Origin of the sequence: Pelagibacterium montanilacus (assembly GCF_003992665.1) — a bacterium.
Lineage (GTDB): Bacteria > Pseudomonadota > Alphaproteobacteria > Rhizobiales > Devosiaceae > Pelagibacterium > Pelagibacterium montanilacus.
Genome location: NZ_RZMX01000032.1, coordinates 1 through 19,675 on the forward strand (window position 1 = coordinate 1; position 19,675 = coordinate 19,675).

Annotated in this window: 17 protein-coding genes; 5 read left to right on the forward strand and 12 right to left on the reverse strand. The window is 65.6% G+C overall.

Features of this window, described 5'->3' with window-relative positions; all coding sequences use genetic code 11:
• The coding region (locus tag EO136_RS10115) for a helix-turn-helix transcriptional regulator (RefSeq protein WP_164730527.1) at positions 1–643 on the forward strand (643 nt) is incomplete at its 5' end.
• A gap of 28 nt (positions 644–671) precedes the next feature.
• Here EO136_RS10115 and EO136_RS10120 read toward each other — a convergent pair.
• Genes EO136_RS10120 through EO136_RS10145 form a run of 6 tightly spaced genes read right to left on the reverse strand, consistent with a single transcriptional unit; the run spans position 672 to position 8,005 of the window.
• Positions 672–1,910 carry a Gfo/Idh/MocA family protein gene (locus tag EO136_RS10120; protein WP_127144310.1) on the reverse strand — a complete coding sequence of 413 codons (1,239 nt, stop codon included), beginning with the start codon at positions 1,908–1,910 and terminating at the stop codon, positions 672–674.
• A 40-nt stretch (positions 1,911–1,950) separates the two neighbouring features.
• On the reverse strand, positions 1,951–2,784 hold the full coding sequence (locus EO136_RS10125) for a sulfite exporter TauE/SafE family protein (RefSeq protein ID WP_127144311.1): 834 nt from the start codon (positions 2,782–2,784) through the stop codon (positions 1,951–1,953).
• 17 nt (positions 2,785–2,801) lie between these two features.
• Complete coding sequence (locus EO136_RS10130) at positions 2,802–4,439, reverse strand: dipeptide ABC transporter ATP-binding protein (RefSeq protein WP_127144312.1); 1,638 nt, start codon at positions 4,437–4,439, stop codon at positions 2,802–2,804.
• A 2-nt stretch (positions 4,440–4,441) separates the two neighbouring features.
• On the reverse strand, positions 4,442–6,031 hold the full coding sequence (gene ggt, locus EO136_RS10135; protein WP_127144313.1) for a gamma-glutamyltransferase: 1,590 nt from the start codon (positions 6,029–6,031) through the stop codon (positions 4,442–4,444).
• Positions 6,024–6,800 (reverse strand): glucosamine-6-phosphate deaminase, encoded by a 777-nt coding sequence (nagB, locus tag EO136_RS10140; protein ID WP_127144314.1) that lies wholly within the window; start codon positions 6,798–6,800, stop codon positions 6,024–6,026. Before nagB ends, ggt begins: the two co-directional genes overlap by 8 nt.
• Positions 6,797–8,005, reverse strand: a complete 1,209-nt coding sequence (locus EO136_RS10145) for an ROK family transcriptional regulator (protein ID WP_127144315.1) — start codon at positions 8,003–8,005, stop codon at positions 6,797–6,799. Before EO136_RS10145 ends, nagB begins: the two co-directional genes overlap by 4 nt.
• Before the next feature lie 218 nt (positions 8,006–8,223).
• On the opposite strand from EO136_RS10145, the gene EO136_RS10150 reads away from it, so the two are divergent.
• The 3 genes from EO136_RS10150 to EO136_RS10160 all read left to right on the forward strand — a co-directional run bounded on the left by EO136_RS10150 (position 8,224) and on the right by EO136_RS10160 (position 11,634).
• A complete protein-coding gene (locus EO136_RS10150) occupies positions 8,224–9,723 on the forward strand; it encodes an ABC transporter substrate-binding protein (protein WP_127144316.1) in 1,500 nt (499 codons plus the stop codon).
• 79 nt (positions 9,724–9,802) lie between these two features.
• A complete protein-coding gene (locus EO136_RS10155; protein WP_127144317.1) occupies positions 9,803–10,744 on the forward strand; it encodes an ABC transporter permease in 942 nt (313 codons plus the stop codon).
• Positions 10,741–11,634, forward strand: a complete 894-nt coding sequence (locus EO136_RS10160) for an ABC transporter permease (RefSeq protein ID WP_127144318.1) — start codon at positions 10,741–10,743, stop codon at positions 11,632–11,634. Before EO136_RS10155 ends, EO136_RS10160 begins: the two co-directional genes overlap by 4 nt.
• Before the next feature lie 89 nt (positions 11,635–11,723).
• On the opposite strand, the gene EO136_RS10165 is transcribed toward EO136_RS10160, so the two are convergent.
• Genes EO136_RS10165 through atzF form a run of 5 tightly spaced genes read right to left on the reverse strand, consistent with a single transcriptional unit; the run spans position 11,724 to position 17,041 of the window.
• Positions 11,724–12,587, reverse strand: coding sequence for an alpha/beta hydrolase (locus EO136_RS10165; protein WP_342773411.1), 864 nt, complete (start codon positions 12,585–12,587; stop codon positions 11,724–11,726).
• Entirely contained in the window at positions 12,584–13,363 is a 780-nt protein-coding gene (locus EO136_RS10170) for an ABC transporter ATP-binding protein (RefSeq protein ID WP_127144319.1), read from the reverse strand. Before EO136_RS10170 ends, EO136_RS10165 begins: the two co-directional genes overlap by 4 nt.
• Positions 13,356–14,207 carry an ABC transporter permease gene (locus tag EO136_RS10175; protein ID WP_127144320.1) on the reverse strand — a complete coding sequence of 284 codons (852 nt, stop codon included), beginning with the start codon at positions 14,205–14,207 and terminating at the stop codon, positions 13,356–13,358. Before EO136_RS10175 ends, EO136_RS10170 begins: the two co-directional genes overlap by 8 nt.
• Before the next feature lie 3 nt (positions 14,208–14,210).
• Positions 14,211–15,173, reverse strand: a complete 963-nt coding sequence (locus tag EO136_RS10180; RefSeq protein ID WP_127144321.1) for an ABC transporter substrate-binding protein — start codon at positions 15,171–15,173, stop codon at positions 14,211–14,213.
• Positions 15,170–17,041: an allophanate hydrolase gene (gene atzF, locus EO136_RS10185; protein WP_246018328.1), complete on the reverse strand. Its 1,872-nt coding sequence runs from the start codon at positions 17,039–17,041 to the stop codon at positions 15,170–15,172. The genes EO136_RS10180 and atzF overlap by 4 nt, the downstream gene beginning before the upstream one ends.
• A 122-nt stretch (positions 17,042–17,163) precedes the next feature.
• On the opposite strand from atzF, the gene EO136_RS10190 reads away from it, so the two are divergent.
• Entirely contained in the window at positions 17,164–18,066 is a 903-nt protein-coding gene (locus EO136_RS10190; protein WP_127144322.1) for a LysR family transcriptional regulator, read from the forward strand.
• A gap of 520 nt (positions 18,067–18,586) precedes the next feature.
• Here the strand turns inward: EO136_RS10190 and EO136_RS10195 are convergent.
• On the reverse strand, positions 18,587–19,237 hold the full coding sequence (locus EO136_RS10195) for a TetR/AcrR family transcriptional regulator (protein ID WP_127144323.1): 651 nt from the start codon (positions 19,235–19,237) through the stop codon (positions 18,587–18,589).
• Positions 19,238–19,675 lie beyond the last annotated feature (438 nt).

Consider the following 19,675-nt stretch of genomic DNA (forward strand, 5'->3'; position numbering starts at 1 on the left):
CCATCTTTCGCGCGCGGTCACCATCGCGGAGCGGCTCGGCTCCTCGCACGGGCGGGTCAGCTTCGAAACGCTGGAGGCCCTGGGAGAGGCGGCGATCTTTCTCGATGGAGGCGGCCGGGTGATCGAGATGACCGGGCGCGCCGAGGCGCTTATGGGATCTGGCCTCTCGGTGCTCGATCGCCGGCTGGTCGCCACCCGGCCACAGATCCAAACCGCTCTCACCGAACTGATTGCCCGGGCTCTGGCCGAAGGCCCGCAGTCGGGCGCACCGCTCCGCATTCCGCGCAAGGGCAAGCGGCCCCTGCTCGTCGATATGCTGCCCGTGCCCGGCGAGTTCGATCGCCCGCTTCTGTTCGCCCGGCTGATCGTGCTGGTCATCGATCTCGACGACAGGCCGCTGCCGGCCCGCGATGTGCTCGCGGCAATATTCGGCCTGAGCCCGCGCGAGGCTCAACTGGGCCTCGATCTGGCCTCGGGCATGACCCTTACGGAATCGGCAGAGCGGCACGGGGTCTCGAGCGAGACCGTGCGCACCCAGCTCAAGGCCCTGTTCTACAAGACCGGCACCCACCGCCAGAGCGAGTTGATCTCGCTTCTGCACACCGTCGCCCGGCGCTACCGGTCGCAACCACGCCGGAGATGAAGGCGCACAGGCGGCGGCGCGGACGCCCCTATCGCGGCCGTGCCACCTCGGGCACATAATTGGTCAGGTCGTGATCGGCGATCTCGATCACCTGCCCGAGTTCGGCCGATTTGTAGAGCGCCATGAGCATTTCGACCACCGCGACCCCGTCATGGAAGGTCTCCATCGGCGCTTCGCCGCGCCGGAAAGCCTCGATCATGTGCCGGTTGGCATCGGTGTAGCCGTAAATCCCCGCCTCGTCCTCGAGCACGGGCATCAGGCCCTGTTCGGCATTCTGCTTTTCCACGAGGTCCTCGCCCTCGTCCCCGCTGACCTGCCGGGACAAAAAGACCTTGAGCCCGGTGTTGAGCGTGGAATATTCCATCGCGTACTCAGGACCCAGCAGTTCGAGAACGATCCGCAGGCCCGGGCCCACATAGGCCCAGGACGTGGTCGCCTCCACGATCACCTCGCGCCCGTCCTCGTCGATGAAGGTCAGGAGCCCGCGCGCGAAGTCCTCGGCGGGCCGGCGGGTGTAATCCACACCCATCCGGGCCTTGAGATCGGCCGCGTAGCGCGGCTGGCTCCATTTGAGCGTCGCAACGCTCGCGGACGCGCTCTTGAAGGTGAGGGTCGAGCGCTCTGCGCCCGGCGCAGTCAGCATGAACCGGCCCACCTCCACCGAATGGCACATCATGTCGAGCAGCACGCCCCCGCCCTGCATTTCCCCCTGCCAGAACCACGGCTCGTGCGGGCCCGAATGCTCCTCGGCCGCGCGGGCGAGATAGGGCCGCCCGGCATTGGGCGCGGCCCGGCGCCAGACGATCTCCTTGCCACGCTGGACTGCGGTGGCGAAAAGCTGGTTCTCGAGATAGCCGTGCAAGAGCCCCGCCTCCTCGACAAGGGCCAGCATTTTGCGCGCATCGGCCAGCGTGCGGGCCAGCGGCTTTTCGCACGCCACCGCCCCGATCCCGGAGCGGCCCGCCTTCACTTCCGTGGTGATGGTCTCCATGACCGCGAGCCGCGTGTGGTTGGGCGAGAGAATCCAGACCGCGTCGAGCCTTGGATTGGCCAGGAGCGCCTCGAGGCTGTCATGGGCCGTGCAGTCCCCCAGGTCGAGTACGGCCACCGCCTCGGCGAACGCCTCGCGCTTGGCGGGGGTGGGGCTGTAGACGCCCACGACCTCCACATTGCGCACCCCGGTCAGCGACCGAAGATGGAAATGGGCAATAAAGCCCGACCCGATAAAGCCGATCCTGAGGGGCCGGCGCTCGCTGGCGATTGTCATCCTCGTTGCACTCCCTGTTGCCCTCCCCGCGCAACGGCTCCTAGAGGTGCTGCCAGACGTCGACGAACATCCTGATCGAGGTGACGAGCAGGAAGGCCGAGAACGCGTAGCTCAGGATGTTGCGCGGAATCATGTGTGCGACCTTGGCCCCGAACGGCGCGACCAGCATGGTCAGCGGCGCGAGCGCGGCGAGCGCTATGAAGTTGACGTATCCCACCGACCCCGCAGGCAGATTGGCCTCGCCCAGCCCCGCCAGCATGTAGCCGATCGTTCCGGGGATGGCGATGATGAAGCCGATGGCCGAAGCGGTGCCCACAGCACGCCTGATATCGAATCCGAACGCGGTCAGGATCGGCACGCTCAGGGTGCCCCCGCCAATGCCCATCATGGCCGAGATCGACCCCACGACGAAGCCGCAGAACGCCTTGACCGGACCGTTGGGGAAGCCATCGCGCAGCGCCGAGGCGTTGGCGCGCAGCGTCATGTTGATCGCCACCAGCAGCGCGACGACGGCAAAGACCAGGGTCAGCACCATGCCGCTCACATAGCCGCCGGTCGCCGTGCCCGCGACCACGCCGATAAAGATCGGTATGCCCCAGGTCTTTAGAAGCGAGAAATCCACCGCGTCCTTGCGGTAATGGCTGCGGGCCGAGGAGAGAGACGTGAAAAGGATCGTTGCAAGGGATGTCGCCACCGCGAGCTTCATGCGGATGTCGTCATCGACCCCCATGCCGCCGAGCACGAAATAGAGCACGGGCACGATGACGATGCCGCCCCCCACGCCCAAAAGGCCGGCAACAAACCCACCCAGAAGTCCGGCGAACACCATCGCTGAAATCCAGATGGCATAATCGGTCATAAGTTCGGAACCCAATTGATCCTCCTCAACACTCAGGTTTTGCTGCGCGAACCGGGAATCGCTGCGAGCAGCTTGCTGGTATACTCCTGAGAGGGATTTAGAAAGATGTCCCGAACCGGTCCCATCTCCACGATCTCTCCACGATGCATGACCGCCATCCGGTCGGCGATCTGTGCGGCCACGTGCAGATCATGGGTGATAAAGAGCATGGCGAGATCGAGCCTCTTGCGCAGATCGTCGAGCAATTTTAGCACCTGGGCCTGAACCGTCACGTCGAGCGCGGAGACCGCCTCGTCGGCCACCAGCACGTCCGGGTCGAGCGCCAGGGCCCGTGCGACCCCGATGCGCTGGCGCTGGCCGCCGGAAAATTCATGGGGCAGCCGCTCGGCGGCCCGGGCATCGAGCCCCACCATTTCGAGCAGTTCTCGCGCGCGCGCGAGTGCCTTGTCGCGGGGCACGCCGCGCGCGATGGGGCCGTCGGCAATCGTCAGCCCCACCTTGCGGCGGGGATTGAGCGAGGCGAAGGGGTCCTGGAACACCATCTGGATGCGGCTGCGCCTGTCGCGCAACTGCTCGCCGCGCATGGCGCCGAAATCCTCGTCACCGAGATAGATCCTGCCCGCATCGGGGGTCTCGATCCGGGTGACCAGCTTGGCGACCGTGGATTTGCCAGATCCCGATTCCCCGACCAGCGCGAGGGTCTCGCCCTTGCGGATCTCGAAGCTGACCTTTTTGACCGCATGGACCGTGCGCACCGCACCGAAAAGCCCTGCCTTGGAGCGATAGGATTTTTCCAGATCGACCACCCTGCAGGCGATCTCGGCCCCGGCGCGCGAGGGACGCTCCTGGGGCGTGCCCTTGGGCACGGCAGCCAGCAGCGCCTTGGTATAGGGATGGGTCGGCGCGTCGAGCACCTCGCGGGCCGTGCCCTTTTCGACCACGATGCCCTTTTCGAGCACCAGAACCTTGTCGGCGATGTCGGCGACCACGCCGAAATCATGGGTAATGAAGATCACCGCCATGCCGCGCCGGCGCTGGATGTCGGCGATGAGCTTGAGAATCTGGGCCTGGGTGGTGACGTCGAGCGCCGTCGTCGGCTCGTCGGCGATCAGCAGTGCGGGCTCGAGCGCCAATGCCATGGCGATCATGGCGCGCTGGCGCTGTCCGCCCGAGAGCTGGTGGGGGTAGGCCTTGATGATGCGCTCGGGGTCGGGAAGCTGGACCTCGCGGGCCAGCTCCAGCGCCTTTTGCCGCCTTTCGGCGGGGGTCAGCAGCCCGTGGGCCTCGAAGACCTCGGTGATCTGGTCGATGATGCGCATGGCCGGATTGAGCGCGGTCATGGGCTCCTGGAAGATCATGCCGATCCGGCGCCCCCGCAGGGTCCGCAGCTTGGCCTTGTCGGTCTTGATCAGGTCCAGATCGTCAAACAGCGCCTCGCCGCGCTCGATGCGGATGGCGCGCGGCAAGAGACCCATCAGCGTCTGGGCGCACAGCGACTTGCCGGACCCCGATTCCCCAACGATGCACAGGATCTCTCCCGCTTCCAGATCGAAGCTGAGATCGGCCAGCGCGTATTCGCGGTCCGCGCCCAGTGGCAGGCGCAGGGCGAGGTGGCGCAGCGATACCGCGGGGTGCGCGGTGGGCGGCGTTGCGACGGTCTCGAGGCTCATGATCAATATCCCAGGGCTATGCCGTCCTTGCGGTGATCCGATGCACCCCACAGGACGCCCTTTTCGCGATCGATCAGGATCGCCTGGCAGCTTCCTATGGGTTCGTCGGCAATGCGCGTGGTGTGCCCGCGCGCCTCCAGATCAGCGCGCACGGCATTGCTGATCGTGGTTTCGAGGTCGAGCGCGCCATTGGTAAAGAAGCTGCGCGGCTGATCGGACGCGGACTGGATGTCGTGGCCGCGATCGAAGATCTGACTCATCATGTGGGCGTGACCGGTGGCCTGATACTGCCCGCCCATCACCCCCAGCGTCATCAGCGGCTGGCCGTCCCTCGAGACGACGGCGGGGATGATGGTGTGGAACGGGCGCTTGTTGGGCGCGAGCACATTGGGGTGGCCCTTGGCGAGGGTAAACCCGGCGCCCCGGTTCTGGAGCAGCACGCCCGCGCCGGGCGCATAAATGCCACTCCCGAAGGCGAAGAACACCGAATTGATGAGCGAGATCGCGTTCCCGTCCCGGTCCACGACGCAGAGATAGACCGTGTCGCGGTGCACGGGGATGTCAAAATCGGCGGGCGCGGCGGCCTTGTCGAGCGAGATCCCGGCCCGCAGCCGGTCGATATGGGCATCGGAGAGAATGTCGGCGACGCTGGCGGTCATCGTCTCGGGGTCCGAGATCAAGGCGTCCCGCTGGCGATAGGCGGCCTTGGTCGCTTCGGCCAGAAGATGAATCCGATCCGCTTCGGAAAGGCCGTTGCCCCCGAGGTCGAACCCTTCGAGCAGCCGGGCTATGATCAGCGCGGCGAGGCCCTGCCCGTTGGGCGGGCATTCGTTGAGCGTCACACCGCGATAGCCGGCCGAGATCGGATCGGCGACCAGCCCCTTGTGGGCGGCAAAATCGTCGGTCGTGTGCACACCGCCGAGCGCGCGCAGCGTTGCTGCCATATCCTCGGCCGCTTCGCCCTCGTAGAACGCGGATCGCCCCTTTGCCGCTATGGCGCGCAAGGTCCGCGCCAGCGCGGGATTGGCGATCCGCTCCCCGGTCCGGGGCGCGCGGCCATTGGGCAGGAACTGGGCTCTCGCCGGCTCGTGCCAGCCGATCCGGTCGGCATAGCGCGCCCAGTCATGGGCGACGCGCGGCGTGATCAGGAACCCTTCCTCGGCAGACCGGATGGCCGGAGCGAGGATCTGGTCGAGGCCCAGCCGCCCATGGGCGGCGTTGAGGGCGCACCACGCATCGACGGCGCCGGGAATGGTCACCGCCTCGGGCGACATGTTCTCGATTGCGCTCCAGCCTTTGGCCCGCAGCGCCTCGGCGTCGATGCCAGCGGGCGAGCGGCCCGAGCCGTTGTATGCGGTCATCTTGCCATTGGCCGGCGCATAAAGGGCAAAGCAGTCGCCCCCGATCCCGGTCATGTGCGGATCGATCACGCACTGGACGGCCACCGCGGCGATGGCGCCATCGACCGCATTGCCGCCGGCGCGCAGGATATCGAGCGCAGCGAGCGTGGCGAGCGGGTGGGAGGTGGCCGCCATTGCGTTCTCGGCAAGGGCGACCGATTTCCCCGGCACCATGAAGTCGCGTTCAGCCATGTCTTTTCTCCATCTCGGTGGGAGGCGTGAGCGTGTGTGCCGCCTCGGGATCGCACACGATAGTCACATCCGGGTGCAGGCGAAGGAAAGAGGCAGGATTGTGCTTGCCCACGGCGCCTTCGAGCGCGTCGGCGAGGGCTTCCGCCTTGGCCGCGCCCGTGGCCAGCAGCACGATGCGGCGCGCCTTCATAATAGTGGCGATGCCCATGGTGATCGCCCTGTCGGGCACGGGCAGGCCATCGGGAAAGTCCGGTGCGTTCGCCTTGCGGGTTTCTTGCGCGAGATCGACGATCCGGGTCCGGGTATCCCGGTCCGAGCCGGGCTCGTTGAACCCGATATGGCCGTTGCGGCCGATCCCGAGCAATTGCAGGTCGATCCCGCCTGCCGCCGCAATCGCATCCTCATAGGCCCGGGCGCCGTCAGGGGCGTTGCCGTCGGGCAGATGGGCGCGCGCGGGGTCGATATCGACCGCCCCGAAAAGGTGCCGGTCCATATAGGCGGCAAAGCTCGCCGGATGCTCTGCGGGCAGGCCGCAATATTCGTCGAGATTGAAGCTCTGTGCGCGGGCGAAACTCACATCCCCGCGTTCACAGCGGCGCACCAATTCCTCATAGACCCCGATCATCGAGCGGCCGGTGGCCAGACCGAGCACCGCGTTGGGCCCGGCGACGAGAAGCTGGGCAATCAGGCTCGCCGCTTCCTGTTCGGCGGCGGCGACCGAAGGCTTGACCAGAACGGCGTGACGCCGCGCGGGCAGAGCTGGACTCATGGGTGCACCTCGAAGGGCTTGGCGCGCGGCATGGGAATGTCGAGCCCCGGGGTCTGGAACAGGCTGTCGCGCAACAGATCGAGGCTGTTGGCGATGGTGCCGTAAAGCCCAGCCCGGCTGCCAAGCTTGCTGACCGTACACTGGGGCGGGCTGGGCATGCACAGGGGAAGATGGACTTCCATGCGCTCGAGCAGTTCGCGGCGCGCGCCCACAGATCCCCCCAGCACCACGCGCTCGGGATCGAGGACAGCCGAGACGGCCAGCACCGCCTGGGCGAGGATGCGCGCAATCGCGTCGACGGTCGCCGCGGCGATGGTATCGCCGTCTCCGATCCGGTCGATGATCTCGCGCACGGTGAGGCCGGACCGGCCGCCGCTGCCCTCGTAGCGCTCGCGGATGGCGGCCGATCCCAGCGCCGTCTCGAGCCCGCCCGAGCGGAAGGTGCGCCCGTCATAGGGGTCCGCCCCGATCGGCAGCGTCGCGATCTCTCCGGCTGCCCCATGGGCGCCGCTGAGCACGCGGCGCTCGTTGATGATGCCCATGCCTATTCCCGTACCCAGCGCGATGAAGACGAAATCGTCGACGTTCCGCCCCTCGCCCATCCATTGCTCGCCCTTGGCGGCCATATTGACGTCATTGCCCACATGGACGTCGAAATCCACCCTTTCGCGCAGGTCTTCGACGAATGGCGTACCCTCGAGCCCGGTGATGTTGGGCACCATGAACAGCTTTCCGGTGCGCGCGTTGTACGCCCCGGGAATGCCGATGGTGCCCACCAGAACCCGCTCGAGCGGCTGGGAGGCCCTGTGGGCGAGCTCGGCGCTCATGCGGGCGAGCTGGTCCACCACGTATTGCCCGCCCCGGGGATCGGTGGGCTCGACCGTTTCGGTGAGGATGATCCCGTGCATGTCGGCCAGCGCCGCCTGCACCTTGGTGCCGCCCACATCCGCGCCGAAAACCAGCGCACGGTCGACGCAGACCTCATAGGTGGCGGCACTTCGGCCAACGGCCCCCTGGGTGCGGCCGCTCCTGCGCACCCAGCCACCTTCCTCAAGTTCGCGGAACACTTCGGACATGGTCTGTTTCGAAACGCCGGTCAGCCGCGCCAGCTCCGCCCGGCTCACCGCCTCGCGTTCGAGCAGCACCCGCATCACGGTCCGCAGGGTCATCTGCCGTGTCGAGGCCATAGCGGCGAGCGTTGTCATGAGCGGCGCTCCTATTCGTCCAGTTACCGAACAAATGAGCGGAGATATCGGACCCAGTCAAGACCGATCACCTTAATTTCCCGCTGGGAAGCGCCGTTATGCGCGTTCGGACATTTTAATTGGTTCGCCAACTTTACAAATGCGTGACGGTGTGGTTCGCTTTCGATCAGGCGATAAGGGAGCGCGTGGGGCGCTCGCAGCCACAAAGGGGAACGAAGATGACAGCTTCGAAACTGCTCCTGATCAGCGCGAGCATGCTCGCCCTGACCATGGGAACGGCCAGTGCACAGACCCTGAGCATTGGCCTCCAGGATGATCCGGACACGCTCGACCCGGCGCGCGGCGGCACCTATTCGGGCCGCATCGTGTTTGACGCCCTGTGCGACAAGCTCGTGGACATCGATGCCAATCTCGATATCGTGCCGCAGCTCGCGACCGAATGGTCCTGGAACGAGGACAGCACCGAGCTGACCATGAGCCTGCGCGACGACGTCGTCTTCCATGACGGCACGCCGTTCGACGCTGAAGCGGTGCGCGCCAATATCGAGCGCATGCAGACCATGGAAGGCTCGAGCCGGCGGTCCGAACTCTCGCCCATCACCTCGGTCGAGGTCGTGGACGATCACACCGTCACTCTCGTCCTTGAGACCCCGTTTGCGCCGCTTCTGTCGGTTCTGACCGACCGGGCCGGCATGATGGTCTCGCCGACCGCCGCCGAAGGCAATGAAGACTTTGGCGCCGCCCCGGTCTGCTCGGGTCCCTACGAGTTCGCCGAACGCTCGGCGCGCGATTTCATCCGGCTCGAGAAGTTCGACGACTACTGGAATGCCGACGAGATCGGGTACGAGGCCGTCGAATACCAGATCATCCCGGACTCCACCGTGCGCCTCTCGCGCATCCAGGCCGGCGATCTCGACGTCGCAGAGCGCATCGCGCCGACCGACCTCGAGGCCATCCGGTCCGACGAGAGCCTGCAGCTCCAGACCTCTCCGGGCCTGGCTGTCTCGCACCTGTTCATCAATGTCGGTGAAGAGGGCGGCATTCTCGCCGACAGCCCCGAGCTGCGCGAAGCGGTCGAACTGGCCATCGATCGCATGGCGATCAACGAGGTTGCGTTCAACGGCGAGTTCACGCCCACCAACCAGATGATCCCGCCCTCGAGCATCTTCAACAGCTCGGCCCACCCGATCCCCGAGCGCGACGTCGCAGCCGCACAGGCTCTCGTCGAGGCGTCCGGGGTCGAGAACCCCACCATCGAGATCACCTACGAGAACTCGCTCACCGACGGCCGGGTCGCCCAGATCCTGCAGGCGATGATCCAGGAAGCGGGGTTCACGGTGAGCCTTTTGCCGCTCGAGACCTCCTCGGCCATCGAGCGCTATCTGGCGGGCAATTTCGAGCTCTATATCGGCAACTGGAGTGGCCGTGCGGACCCCGATCCCACGCTCTACACCTTCTTTGGGACCGGCGGCAGCCAGAACCTCAACGGCTACTCGTCCGAAGCGCTCGACGAGGTGCTGATCGCGGCGCGCGGCGAGCTGGACACCGAGGCCCGCCAGGGTCTCTATGAGGATGCCGCAGAGATCTATCTCACCGACCGGCCGACCATTCCGCTCTACCACTCGACCTGGTTTTATGGCGCCAGCGCCGATGTCGAAGGGATCACCATCTATCCCGACGGCATCTTCCGGGTGACGGGCGTGGGCCCCGCCGAGTAATCTCGCACAAGGATTCAGAGCCCGGCATCTCGCCGGGCTCTGGCCATCGACACCATCTTTTCGGGGACCGGATCCTTTCATGCTCCAGTTCATCGCACGCCGCATCCTGGTTTCGATCCCGACGCTCTTTCTCGTGTCGGTGCTCGTGTTCTTCCTGCTCAAGCTGCTGCCCGGAGATCCGGCGCTGGCGCTGGCCGGACAGGAACCGAGCCCTGAAGTCATCGCCTATATCCGCGCCCGCTACGGCCTCGACCAGCCGCTTCCGGTCCAGTATTTCACCTGGCTGTGGGGCATTTTGCAGGGCGATTTCGGCACCTCCATCCGGACGGGCCTTCCCATCTCGGAGATGCTCGTCCAGCGCCTGCCGGTAACCCTGCAGCTCTCGCTCCAGGCCATGCTGATCGCGCTGATGATCGGCATTCCCGCCGGCGTGTTCGCCGCCATCCATCGCGGTACGCCCATCGACTACACCGTCAGCCTGATCGGTCTGGGCGGGCTCTCGATCCCCAGTTTCTGGCTCGGCATCATGCTGATCCTGTTCTTTGCAGTTTCCCTCGGCTGGCTGCCCAGCGGCGGCTACGTCCGGTTCTCGGAATCGCCCATCGACAATCTGCGCTATACCCTCCTGCCCTCGATCGTGCTGGGCACCGCCGCCGCCGCCATCGTGATGCGGCATACCCGGTCCTCGATGATCGCGGTTCTCAAGCAGGATTTCGTGCGCACCGCGCGGGCCAAGGGGCTCAAGGAGAACATCGTCGTGGTCCGACACGCTTTGCGGAACGGCCTGATCCCGGTGGTGACCACCAGCACGCTGCATCTGGGCGAACTGCTCTCGGGCGCGGTGCTGACCGAACAGGTCTTCGGCATCCCCGGGTTCGGCAAGATGATCGTCGATGGCGTCTTCAGCCGCGACTATGCCGTGGTCCAGGCCGTGGTGCTGTGCTCGGCTGTGATCTTCATCATTCTCAGCCTGATCGCCGATCTGGCCTATGTCATCCTCAGCCCGAGGCTGCGCTCATGACGAACGACACGTCCACGCCTGCCCCCACGCCCCTTGCCGGACCGCGCGCCTCGGGACGCAAATCCGCGCTCAGGCGCTGCCTCTCGCACCCCAGCACGATCATCGGCGGCACCATCGTCGTTTTCTTCGTGCTTGTCGCGGTGTTCGCGCCCCTGATCGCGCCCTTTGATCCGCTGGCGTCCAACTGGGGCAATGTGCGCCAGCCGCCTTCGGCACTCCACTGGTTCGGCACAGACGATCTGGGCCGGGACGTGCTCTCGCGGGTGATCTTCGGGGCGCGGGCCTCGCTGGCCGCCGGCATCATCGCCGTAGCGCTCGCCATCGCCCTCGGGGTGCCGCTGGGCCTGATGGCGGGCTATTTCGGCGGACTGGTCGACATGGTGATCTCACGGCTCACCGATGCGCTGCTGGCCGTGCCGTTCCTCGTCCTGGCCATCGCGCTCGCAGCCTTTCTCGGCCCGAGCCTTCAGAACGCGATGATCGCGATCGGGGTGGCGGCGATGCCGATCTTCATCCGGCTGACCCGCGGACAGGTGCTCTCGATCAAGAACGAGGATTACGTCACCGCCGTGCGCGGGCTCGGGGTCAGGGACCGCGCGATCATCGTCTCGCACATCCTGCCCAATGTTCTCGCGCCCATCGTGGTGCAGGGCACCATCACCATGGCGGTAGCCGTGCTCGCCGAGGCAAGCCTTGCCTTCCTCGGGCTCGGCCAGATGCCCCCTGCCCCCTCATGGGGCTCGATGCTCGACATCGCGCGCCAGTTCCTCACCCAGGCTCCATGGATGGCGGTGTGGCCGGGGGTGGCGATCATCGCGATCGTTCTGGGCTTCAACCTTCTGGGCGACGGGCTCAACGACACCCTCACCCCCCAGCAGGAAGACGGCTAGAGCGTTTCCAGGACAAGTGGAAACACCTTTCCGGTTCGGAAACGCGACACATCAAAGACCTAGAGCATATCCCCCCGGGATGGCGTGCCTCAGCTCATCTCGGCGAGTGCCAGCACCCGGCGGGCCAATGCGCCCCCCGGCCTGGCCAGGTCTTCGAGAATGGAAAAATGATTGGCCCCGGCAACCGGCACGATCTGGCCGGTGCGCCCGGCCAGTCCCCAGGCGGCGGCGTAGTCGCGCGACTGGCGCTGAAGCTCGGGCAGTTCCGCCGTGCCCCAGGCCACCGCCAGCGGCTTGTCGGTTTCCGGGATTGCAAGGATCGGGCTCAAGCCGGCCACGTCCTCGGGGGTCAGCCCCAGCTTGTCGTTGAGCACGCCGCGCCGGATCGGCTCGAGATCGTAGATGCCTGAAACCGCGAGTCCTGCGTCGACCTCCGGCAGCGCCATTGCGCCGGCGGCAAGGTGCCCCCCGGCCGACCAGCCCGAAACGATCAGCCGGCTGCGCCCGATGCCATGGGACGGCCCTTCCCGGCGCAACCAGCCGAGCGAAGCCGCCACCTCCTGGGTGATCTGGGCCAGCGTGGCCTCGGGCGCCAGCGTGTAGCCGGGCAGCGCCACGTCGACGCCCGCGCCCAGCATGCCCTCGGCCATGCACGAGAAGATTTCCTTGGAATTGCGCTGCCAATAGCCACCATGGATGAAGACCAGCAGCGGCGCATCGTCCGCCCCTGACCGGAAGATGTCGATCCGGTTGCGTTGGCGCGAACCATAGGCGAGGTCCACAAGCTCGGGCTGGCGCGCGCGCAGGGCGGCACTCCGGCGCGACCAGTCTGCGAGGAAGTCCGCACTGGCGCTCACTGCGCCGCTGTTGTCATAGGCCTGGTCGAGTTCGGCCCGGTCCATGCCCCGCCACAGATCGGTGCCGGGCATGGGCGCAAGGGCGATTTCGCTCACGCCGCGACCTTGCCGTGGTGGCTGTGCAGCTTGGCCGAAAGCGAGCGCCGCAGATCGTTGAACTCGGCGCCCGAGACGTCGCGCGGGCGCGGCAGGCCGATCTCGATGTCATTGTCGATCCGCCCCGGCCCCGCGCTCATGACGATGACCCGCTTGGAGAGGACGATCGCCTCCTCGATCGAGTGCGTGACGAACAGCACGGTCAGCTTGGTGCGCTCCCAGAGCTCGAGCAACTCGTCCTGGAGCCGCTCACGGGTCATGGCGTCCAGCGCCCCGAACGGTTCGTCCATCAGAACCACTTCGGCCTCGTTGGCCAGCACCCTTGCGATCGCCACGCGCTGCTTCATCCCGCCCGAAAGCTGGTGGGGATAGACGTCGGCAAATTTCCCCAGACCCACGAGGTCCACGAAATGATCGACGGTCTGCTTGATCTCGCGGCTGGGCCGCCCGCGAGAGGCCGGGCCGAACCCGATATTGTCGCGCACCGTCAGCCAGGGAAAGAGCCCGTAGTCCTGGAACACCATGCCGCGCGAGGGATCGGGCCCCTTGATGGGACGGCCCCACATCAGGGCCTCCCCGGTGCTGGCACTCTCAAAGCCGGCCACGATCCGCAGCAGGGTGGATTTCCCGCAGCCCGAGGCGCCGATCAGGCACACGAACTCGCCGCGCGCGACGTCGAGACTGGCGTCATGGAGCGCCTCGATGCGCCGGCCCTGCATCTCGAACGTCTTGCCGACATTGCGCAGGGAAAGGATCGGAGGTTGGGTCTCAGACATGGTTGGGACTCCAGGACAAGAGCTTGCGGCCGATCATCAGGATGATGCGGTCCGAGATGAACCCGGCCACCCCGATCGCGATCATGCCGCAGATGACGATTTCGGTCCGCGAGAGCTGGCGGGCTTCCATGATGATGGCGCCCAGCCCGGTGGGGACCCCGGTCATCTCGCCGATGACGATGATCATCCAGGCAAAGCCCAGTCCCAGCCGCAGGCCGGTAAAGATCGCCGGCAATGCGGCGGGCAGCACCACCTTGGTAAATTGCGCGGACTGTGTGCATCCGAGCATGCTCGCCGCTTCGAAAAGGCGCGGTTCCACCGAGCGCACCCCGAAAACGGTGTTGATCAGGATCGGATAGAAGGCGCCCAGAAAGACAAGGAAGATCGCCGAGGTCGGCCCGATCCCGAAGATGATCATGGCCAGCGGCAGCCAGGCTGTCACCGGAATGGGGCGCATGATCTGGAGGATGGGATCGAACATTTCGCGCACGACGGTGATCCGGCCGATCATCAGGCCGAGCGGCAGGGCGACGAGCACGGCGAGAAAAAACCCGCCATAGACCCGTGAGACCGAAGCGATCGTATGGGTGAGCAGCGTGCCGCTGAAAAAGTCGTTGCGGATCCCGCCCACGGCGAGATCGTAGAAGGCGAGTGCCACTTGGTAGGGTGGCGGAATGAGGCTGTAGGCCCGCCCCGCCGTCGCCAGGTGCCACCCGATCAGCAGCAGCGCCGGCAACAGCAGCGCCAGGGCCGGCGCCCTGAGCCGCGCACCCTCGAAGGCCATTGGCCTCCGAGGGGACGATGCGGCGGCTGGTGCGTTGGACCGGTCGGCCGCTAAGGTCATGATCTAGCCCCTTTGCCTGATCGCTTCGACGAAGCTGGTGTCGAACAGGGTGTCGAAATCGGGAAGCGCCTGAATCTGGTTGAGCTCCACCATATGCTCGGCATAGGTCATCGACTGGGCCAGTTCGGTCTCCCCGAAATCCCAGGTCAGTTCCACATTGGGCGCGGAAATCTCGATGGCGTCGCGCTGCTGGCCGAGCTGCATGACGGCCATCTCGACCAGCTCGTCGGGATTGGCCATGGCGTGCTCGGACGCCTGCCGGTGAATGCCCAGAATGACCTCCACAAGCTCGGGACGCTCGGTCAGCGTGTCGCGGTGGGCCCCGAAGATCATGTTGAGCGCGCCCATTTCGGTGCCATAGGGATACTCGACGATCTTGCCCACGCCCGAAGCCAGGCTCACGCCGGGGGCCGGCTCGGCGCCCACATAGGCGTCGATATCCCCGCGTGCCAGCGCCAGGTGCATCTCGCTGAACGAAATGCGGACCGGGGTGATATCGGCGACCGACATCCCTTCCATGCGCAGCCGCTCGAGGATGAACACCTCCTGGGTCGAGCCCGGCCAGATCGCCACGCGCTTGCCGCGCAGATCGGCGATGGATTCGATGTCGCTTTCAGCGCCCGCAACGACGCCCATGCCCTTGTTGCAGGCTCCGCCGATCACGACGATGGGTTCGCCCGCCGCCGCACCCAGGGTCGCAGCCGCGATCCCGAACATGCCGAAATCGACGGACTTGGTCACCACCGCGTTCTTGCCTTCGGTCGGGCTCTCGAACGGGATGACCTCGACCCGGTACCCCTCGGGGGTGAACTGGGAATAGAAATGCGGGGCGATCGAATGGATGAGCTTGAGCGCCCCCATGCGGATGGTCGTTTCGGACTGCGCGTGCACGAACGGCATGGGCAGTGCTGCAGACGCCGCCGCGGTTGCGGCAGTGGTGGCGAGGAATTTACGTCGGGTAATCATGGCCTGTGCTCCTGAGCGTTTCTGGCGGTAGCATGAGTGATCTGGGTGGCCTGGCCGGCGGAGAGGTAGTTCCGCCAGCCGCCGAACGCGGTGATGTCCTCGGCATGCGCGAGCGCGTGGTGTTCGCAGATGAAGCCCTTGACCAGACTTCCGTCACGGGTTTCCACCGTGCCGATGCCGAGCGGAGCCGGGATCTCGGCAACAAAACTGCCAAACGCAGCAAGGGGCACATCCCAGAGCTCGATTTCTATGGCGCCCGCACCCCCGTCCCGGGACAGCCCGGGCCTGGGCGGGACGCTTCCGGGCAGGGCGTAAAGGCTGTAGCCCGGCGCCGTCTTCGTGGTCTCGACCAGCCGCGCGCCTCGGCCGGTGAGCTGTGCGTTGAGCGGTTCGCCTTCCAGATGGGCGCCCACCACGGCAAGCCGCACAAAGCCCTCGGTCCCGGGCGCCTCGGTGACGGCGCGCGTTCGTGAAAGCGCCGCCTCACCGGCTCCGAGCCGCGCATAGGGATCGGCGCGATGCAGCCGGTCGGCCATCGCGGCAAGCAGCCCGTCGCTCAGCGCCGGACCGATGAGCGTCACCCCCAGCGGCAGGCCCGCCCCGCTCCATCCGGCGGGCACCGCGATCGCGGCCATGTCCATGAGGTTGACGAAATTGGTGAACAGCCCGAGCCGGGAATTGCAGGCGATCGGATCGGCAATCATCTCCTCGACCGTCGGGTGTTCGGGCGCCGTGGGCACCACGAAAACGTCGATCTGCTCAAGCATCGCCTTGGCCTTGAGGGTCAGTTCGGCCAGCCTGTACTGACCTTCGAACGCGTCGACCGCCGAGTAGCCGGCTCCTGCCAGCACGATCTCGCGCACCACGGGGTGAATGGCCTCGGGCTGGGATGCGGCGAAGGGCGCGATGGCGGCGAGACGCTCGGCGACCCAGGGGCCCGAATAGAGCAGTGCGGCAGCGGCTTCGAGCGGGCCATAGTCGATCTCGACCGCCCGGCCTCCCTGACGCTCCAGCGTGCCGATGGCGGCCCGATAGGCGCCCGCCACCTCCGGGGTGCAGCGCGCGAGCACCGCCTCGTCGAGCACGCCGAACCGGAACCGCGCCGGCACCGTGGCAGCGAGTGCGTCCCCGCCCGCCCGGCCATAGGGATCCGCGCGGTCCTTTATGGCCGCGGCGCGCAGCACGATCAGGGCATCATCGACGGTATTGGCCAGGATCGATACGCAGTCGAGCGTCCGGCAGGCGGGCACCACGCCGCTTGTGCTGATCAGCCCCCGGCTCGGCTTGAGACCCACGATGTTGTTGAAGCCGGCGGGCACGCGGCCCGAGCCCGCCGTGTCGGTGCCCAGCGCGAAAGGCACCTGCCCCAGCGCCACGGCCACCGCCGATCCCGAGCTCGACCCGCCCGAAACATGGGCGTCGTTGATGGCACAGGTGGGAATGCCGTAAGGCGTCCGCGTGCCGTTGAGCCCGGTCGCGAACTGATCGAGATTGGTCTTGCCCACAGGAATGGCACCCGCCGCGACGAGTTGCTCGACGACGAAGGCCGAGGTCTCGGGGCGGTAGGCGAATTCCGGGCATCCCGCGGTCGTCTCGAGCCCGGCGACATCGATATTGTCCTTGACCCCAAAGGGGATTCCGAACAGCGGCAGATCCTCTCCCGCCTCGAGCCGGCCCTGCGCCGCAGCGAGCAGATCGTGCGCCCGGACCCGGTCCATCACCGATATCCACACGGGCTGGCCCGTTGCCGCGATGGCATCGAGCGCGGCGTCGAGATCGGCCAAGGCATCCCGCCCGGCGCGATAGGCGGCGACACGCGCCGCGATATCGGGGAACTGGGCTGACGGTGGGGAAGCCAAACTGGTCAAGACAACTGCCCGGATACGATTGCGTTGGGGTAAAGCGTATCGTTTTGGCCGTTGCCGTCTATTGCTTGTTTTTGATCGCCGTGTTGCAATAATCGCAACAGGCACGAGCGTGGATCGGAACCATGAAGCACCTCAAGACCCTTCAGTGCATCAGCGATGTCGCCGGCAGCGGCTCGATCCGCCAGAGCGCCGAGCGGCTTGCCATCACGCCCTCCGCGCTCACGCGCAAGATCCAGGATTTCGAGGCCGAACTGGGCACTCCGATCTTCGAGCGCATGCCGCAGGGGATGCGCCTCAATGCCGCCGGGGAGCTGGTGCTGCGCCACATCAGGGCCCAGCTTTCCGATTTCGAGCGCCTGCGCTCCCAGATCGCCGATCTCTCGGGCGTGCGCCGCGGCCATGTGACCATCGCCGCCAGCCAGGCCTTCGCCCACGGGCTCATCCCGCACGAGATCGGCATCTATCGCGCGCGGCACCCGCTCGTCTCCTTTACCGTCCTGGTCCGGGACCATATCCATGCGGTCAAGGCCGTGGGGGGCTTTGAGGCCGACGTCGCCATGGTGATCGCGCCCCCGCCCGCGCCCGAATTCCAGCCCCTGCTCGAGATCCACCAGCCGCTGTGCGCGCTCATGAGCCGGGACCATCCGCTCGCGTCCGCCAGGACGGTGCGCCTGCGCGAGTGCCTGCAATATCCCATCGCCATGCCCGGGCCGTCGCTGGCGATCCGGCACCTCCTGCAGGCCGCGATCGTGCGCGCGGCCCTGCCGGTCAACACGGTGGTGGAATCGGATTCGTTCGAGGTCCTGCGCAGCTACGCAGGCAACGAGCAGATCATCTCATTCCAGATTCGCGCCGGCATCCCCCAGGACAGCGCCAATCTCGTCGCCCGCGAAATCGACCCCCGCGACATGCCCCCGACCCAGCTCGTCCTCGGCCAGTTGCGCGGCCGCTCCCTCTCGGTCGCCGCCGCCAAGTTCGTGGACCAGATTTCAGGCAGCCTGCACACGCGTTACGGCGGGGGATGAAGGCGGGCACGCCATTTTCTTGCGCTCTTGCAGAGCAATGCCTTTTGTCCGCACCTCACTGCGGAGGAGGATCACCATACCTGGCACGCTCCTCGGCGCGTCGCCGACGTTCGGCAAGCGTACCGGCTAACCAAAGCACGAACAGCCATAACGGCGCCCCGAGAATGATCACTGCAATGATCGCTAAGAGAACGACCGCCAAAAGTCCGAAAATCATGTGACCGTTCTAACGCGGACTGCCCGCAACACATAGCTGGCCGCTGAACTCTCTGGTCGTGCGGCTCGACAACAAGGAGCGGGTGGTCGTCGCCCTGTCCCGTCCCCGCGACGGGGTACGCCTGCATTATGGCCGGGACCGGTTTGCGACACGTGAGAAATTGATCCGCACCCTTTCGCGGCAGCGGCTGAAGGACACTACACGCGACTATGGAGCGCCAGAGCAGATGCCTGTGCGCACCCCGGGTCGTAACGCCAATCTGGTGGCCCCTCCCCGCCAGGAGAATTTCCATGAGAGTGGAAATCAACCATCGCGCGGCACGACTTGGACTGTTGCGGACCCGGCGCGTTCCTCACCGACATAGGACGCAATCAAGGTGTCGAATGCCTGGCGCGTGATCCTGTTGTGGTCGCTGGAATAGCCCAAAGTTGCAACAAAACTCCAATGCGCGTGCATCATGGAAACGAAAAGGAATGACAATTCCTCGCGGGCCTTTGCATTCAGGTGCGGATGCGCAACGGCCAATTCGTGAGTGATGACGTGTCTGAGCGTCTTGTACAATTCACGCAGGCGATCTTTTAGAGGTTCTGATCCGACGGCATACGCAAAGAAGACATCATACACCTCAAGGTTATCCGGCAGGGCATGGCCGTCCGCCGCGCCGAAGAAAAAATCGAGGAAGAACTCCAGTCTGCCAACCTGCCCGACCTTCACAATTCCGGTGGTCAGTATCTCCTGATAGACCAGCATAAGGTGTTCACAGAGGTCGACCATCAGGTCGTCGAGGGTGGAATAGTAATACCTCACCAACTGGCGCGACAGTCCCGCTTCACCGGCTATTGCGTCAAACGAGAATGCCTGCAGTCCCCGCTTCCTGAGGAGTTTCGTTGCGGCATCCAGTATCTGGGTTTTCTTGTCACGGGTCTCGGCGCCTTTCCTGGACTGGGCACTCATTCATTGATCTCCCGAGAGCGCACGGGGGGGTCACCACCCCCGACCGCAATTCACCTGCTCGTCACTAGGCCAGAAGCGCGGCGGACCTGCCGCCTTCTTGCGGTCCTGCAAAATGAAGGCTGAACACGCGGTTTGGCTGCCCATGCGTTCGCCGCCAATAAACCCGTCGGCAATCGTGCAGATTGTCAAGACCATGCGTGCCTGGCGGACACCGATGTGTGCGGAATTTGCAGGCGTGCGTTCGCACCAACCCCGACTCGTCAGACAGTAGAATTTTCCCATCTCACGAGAAGGTCCAGACCCCCTTGCAATTTGAAAGTGGATCAAATCGACGCTTGGATGTCCTCATAATCTAACCAACTGAAAGACAAAGTTTTATTCTGCGCGTGTCTTTCGGTACGTGCAGATTTTTTTCAAAATGAAAACCGGACAATTGGT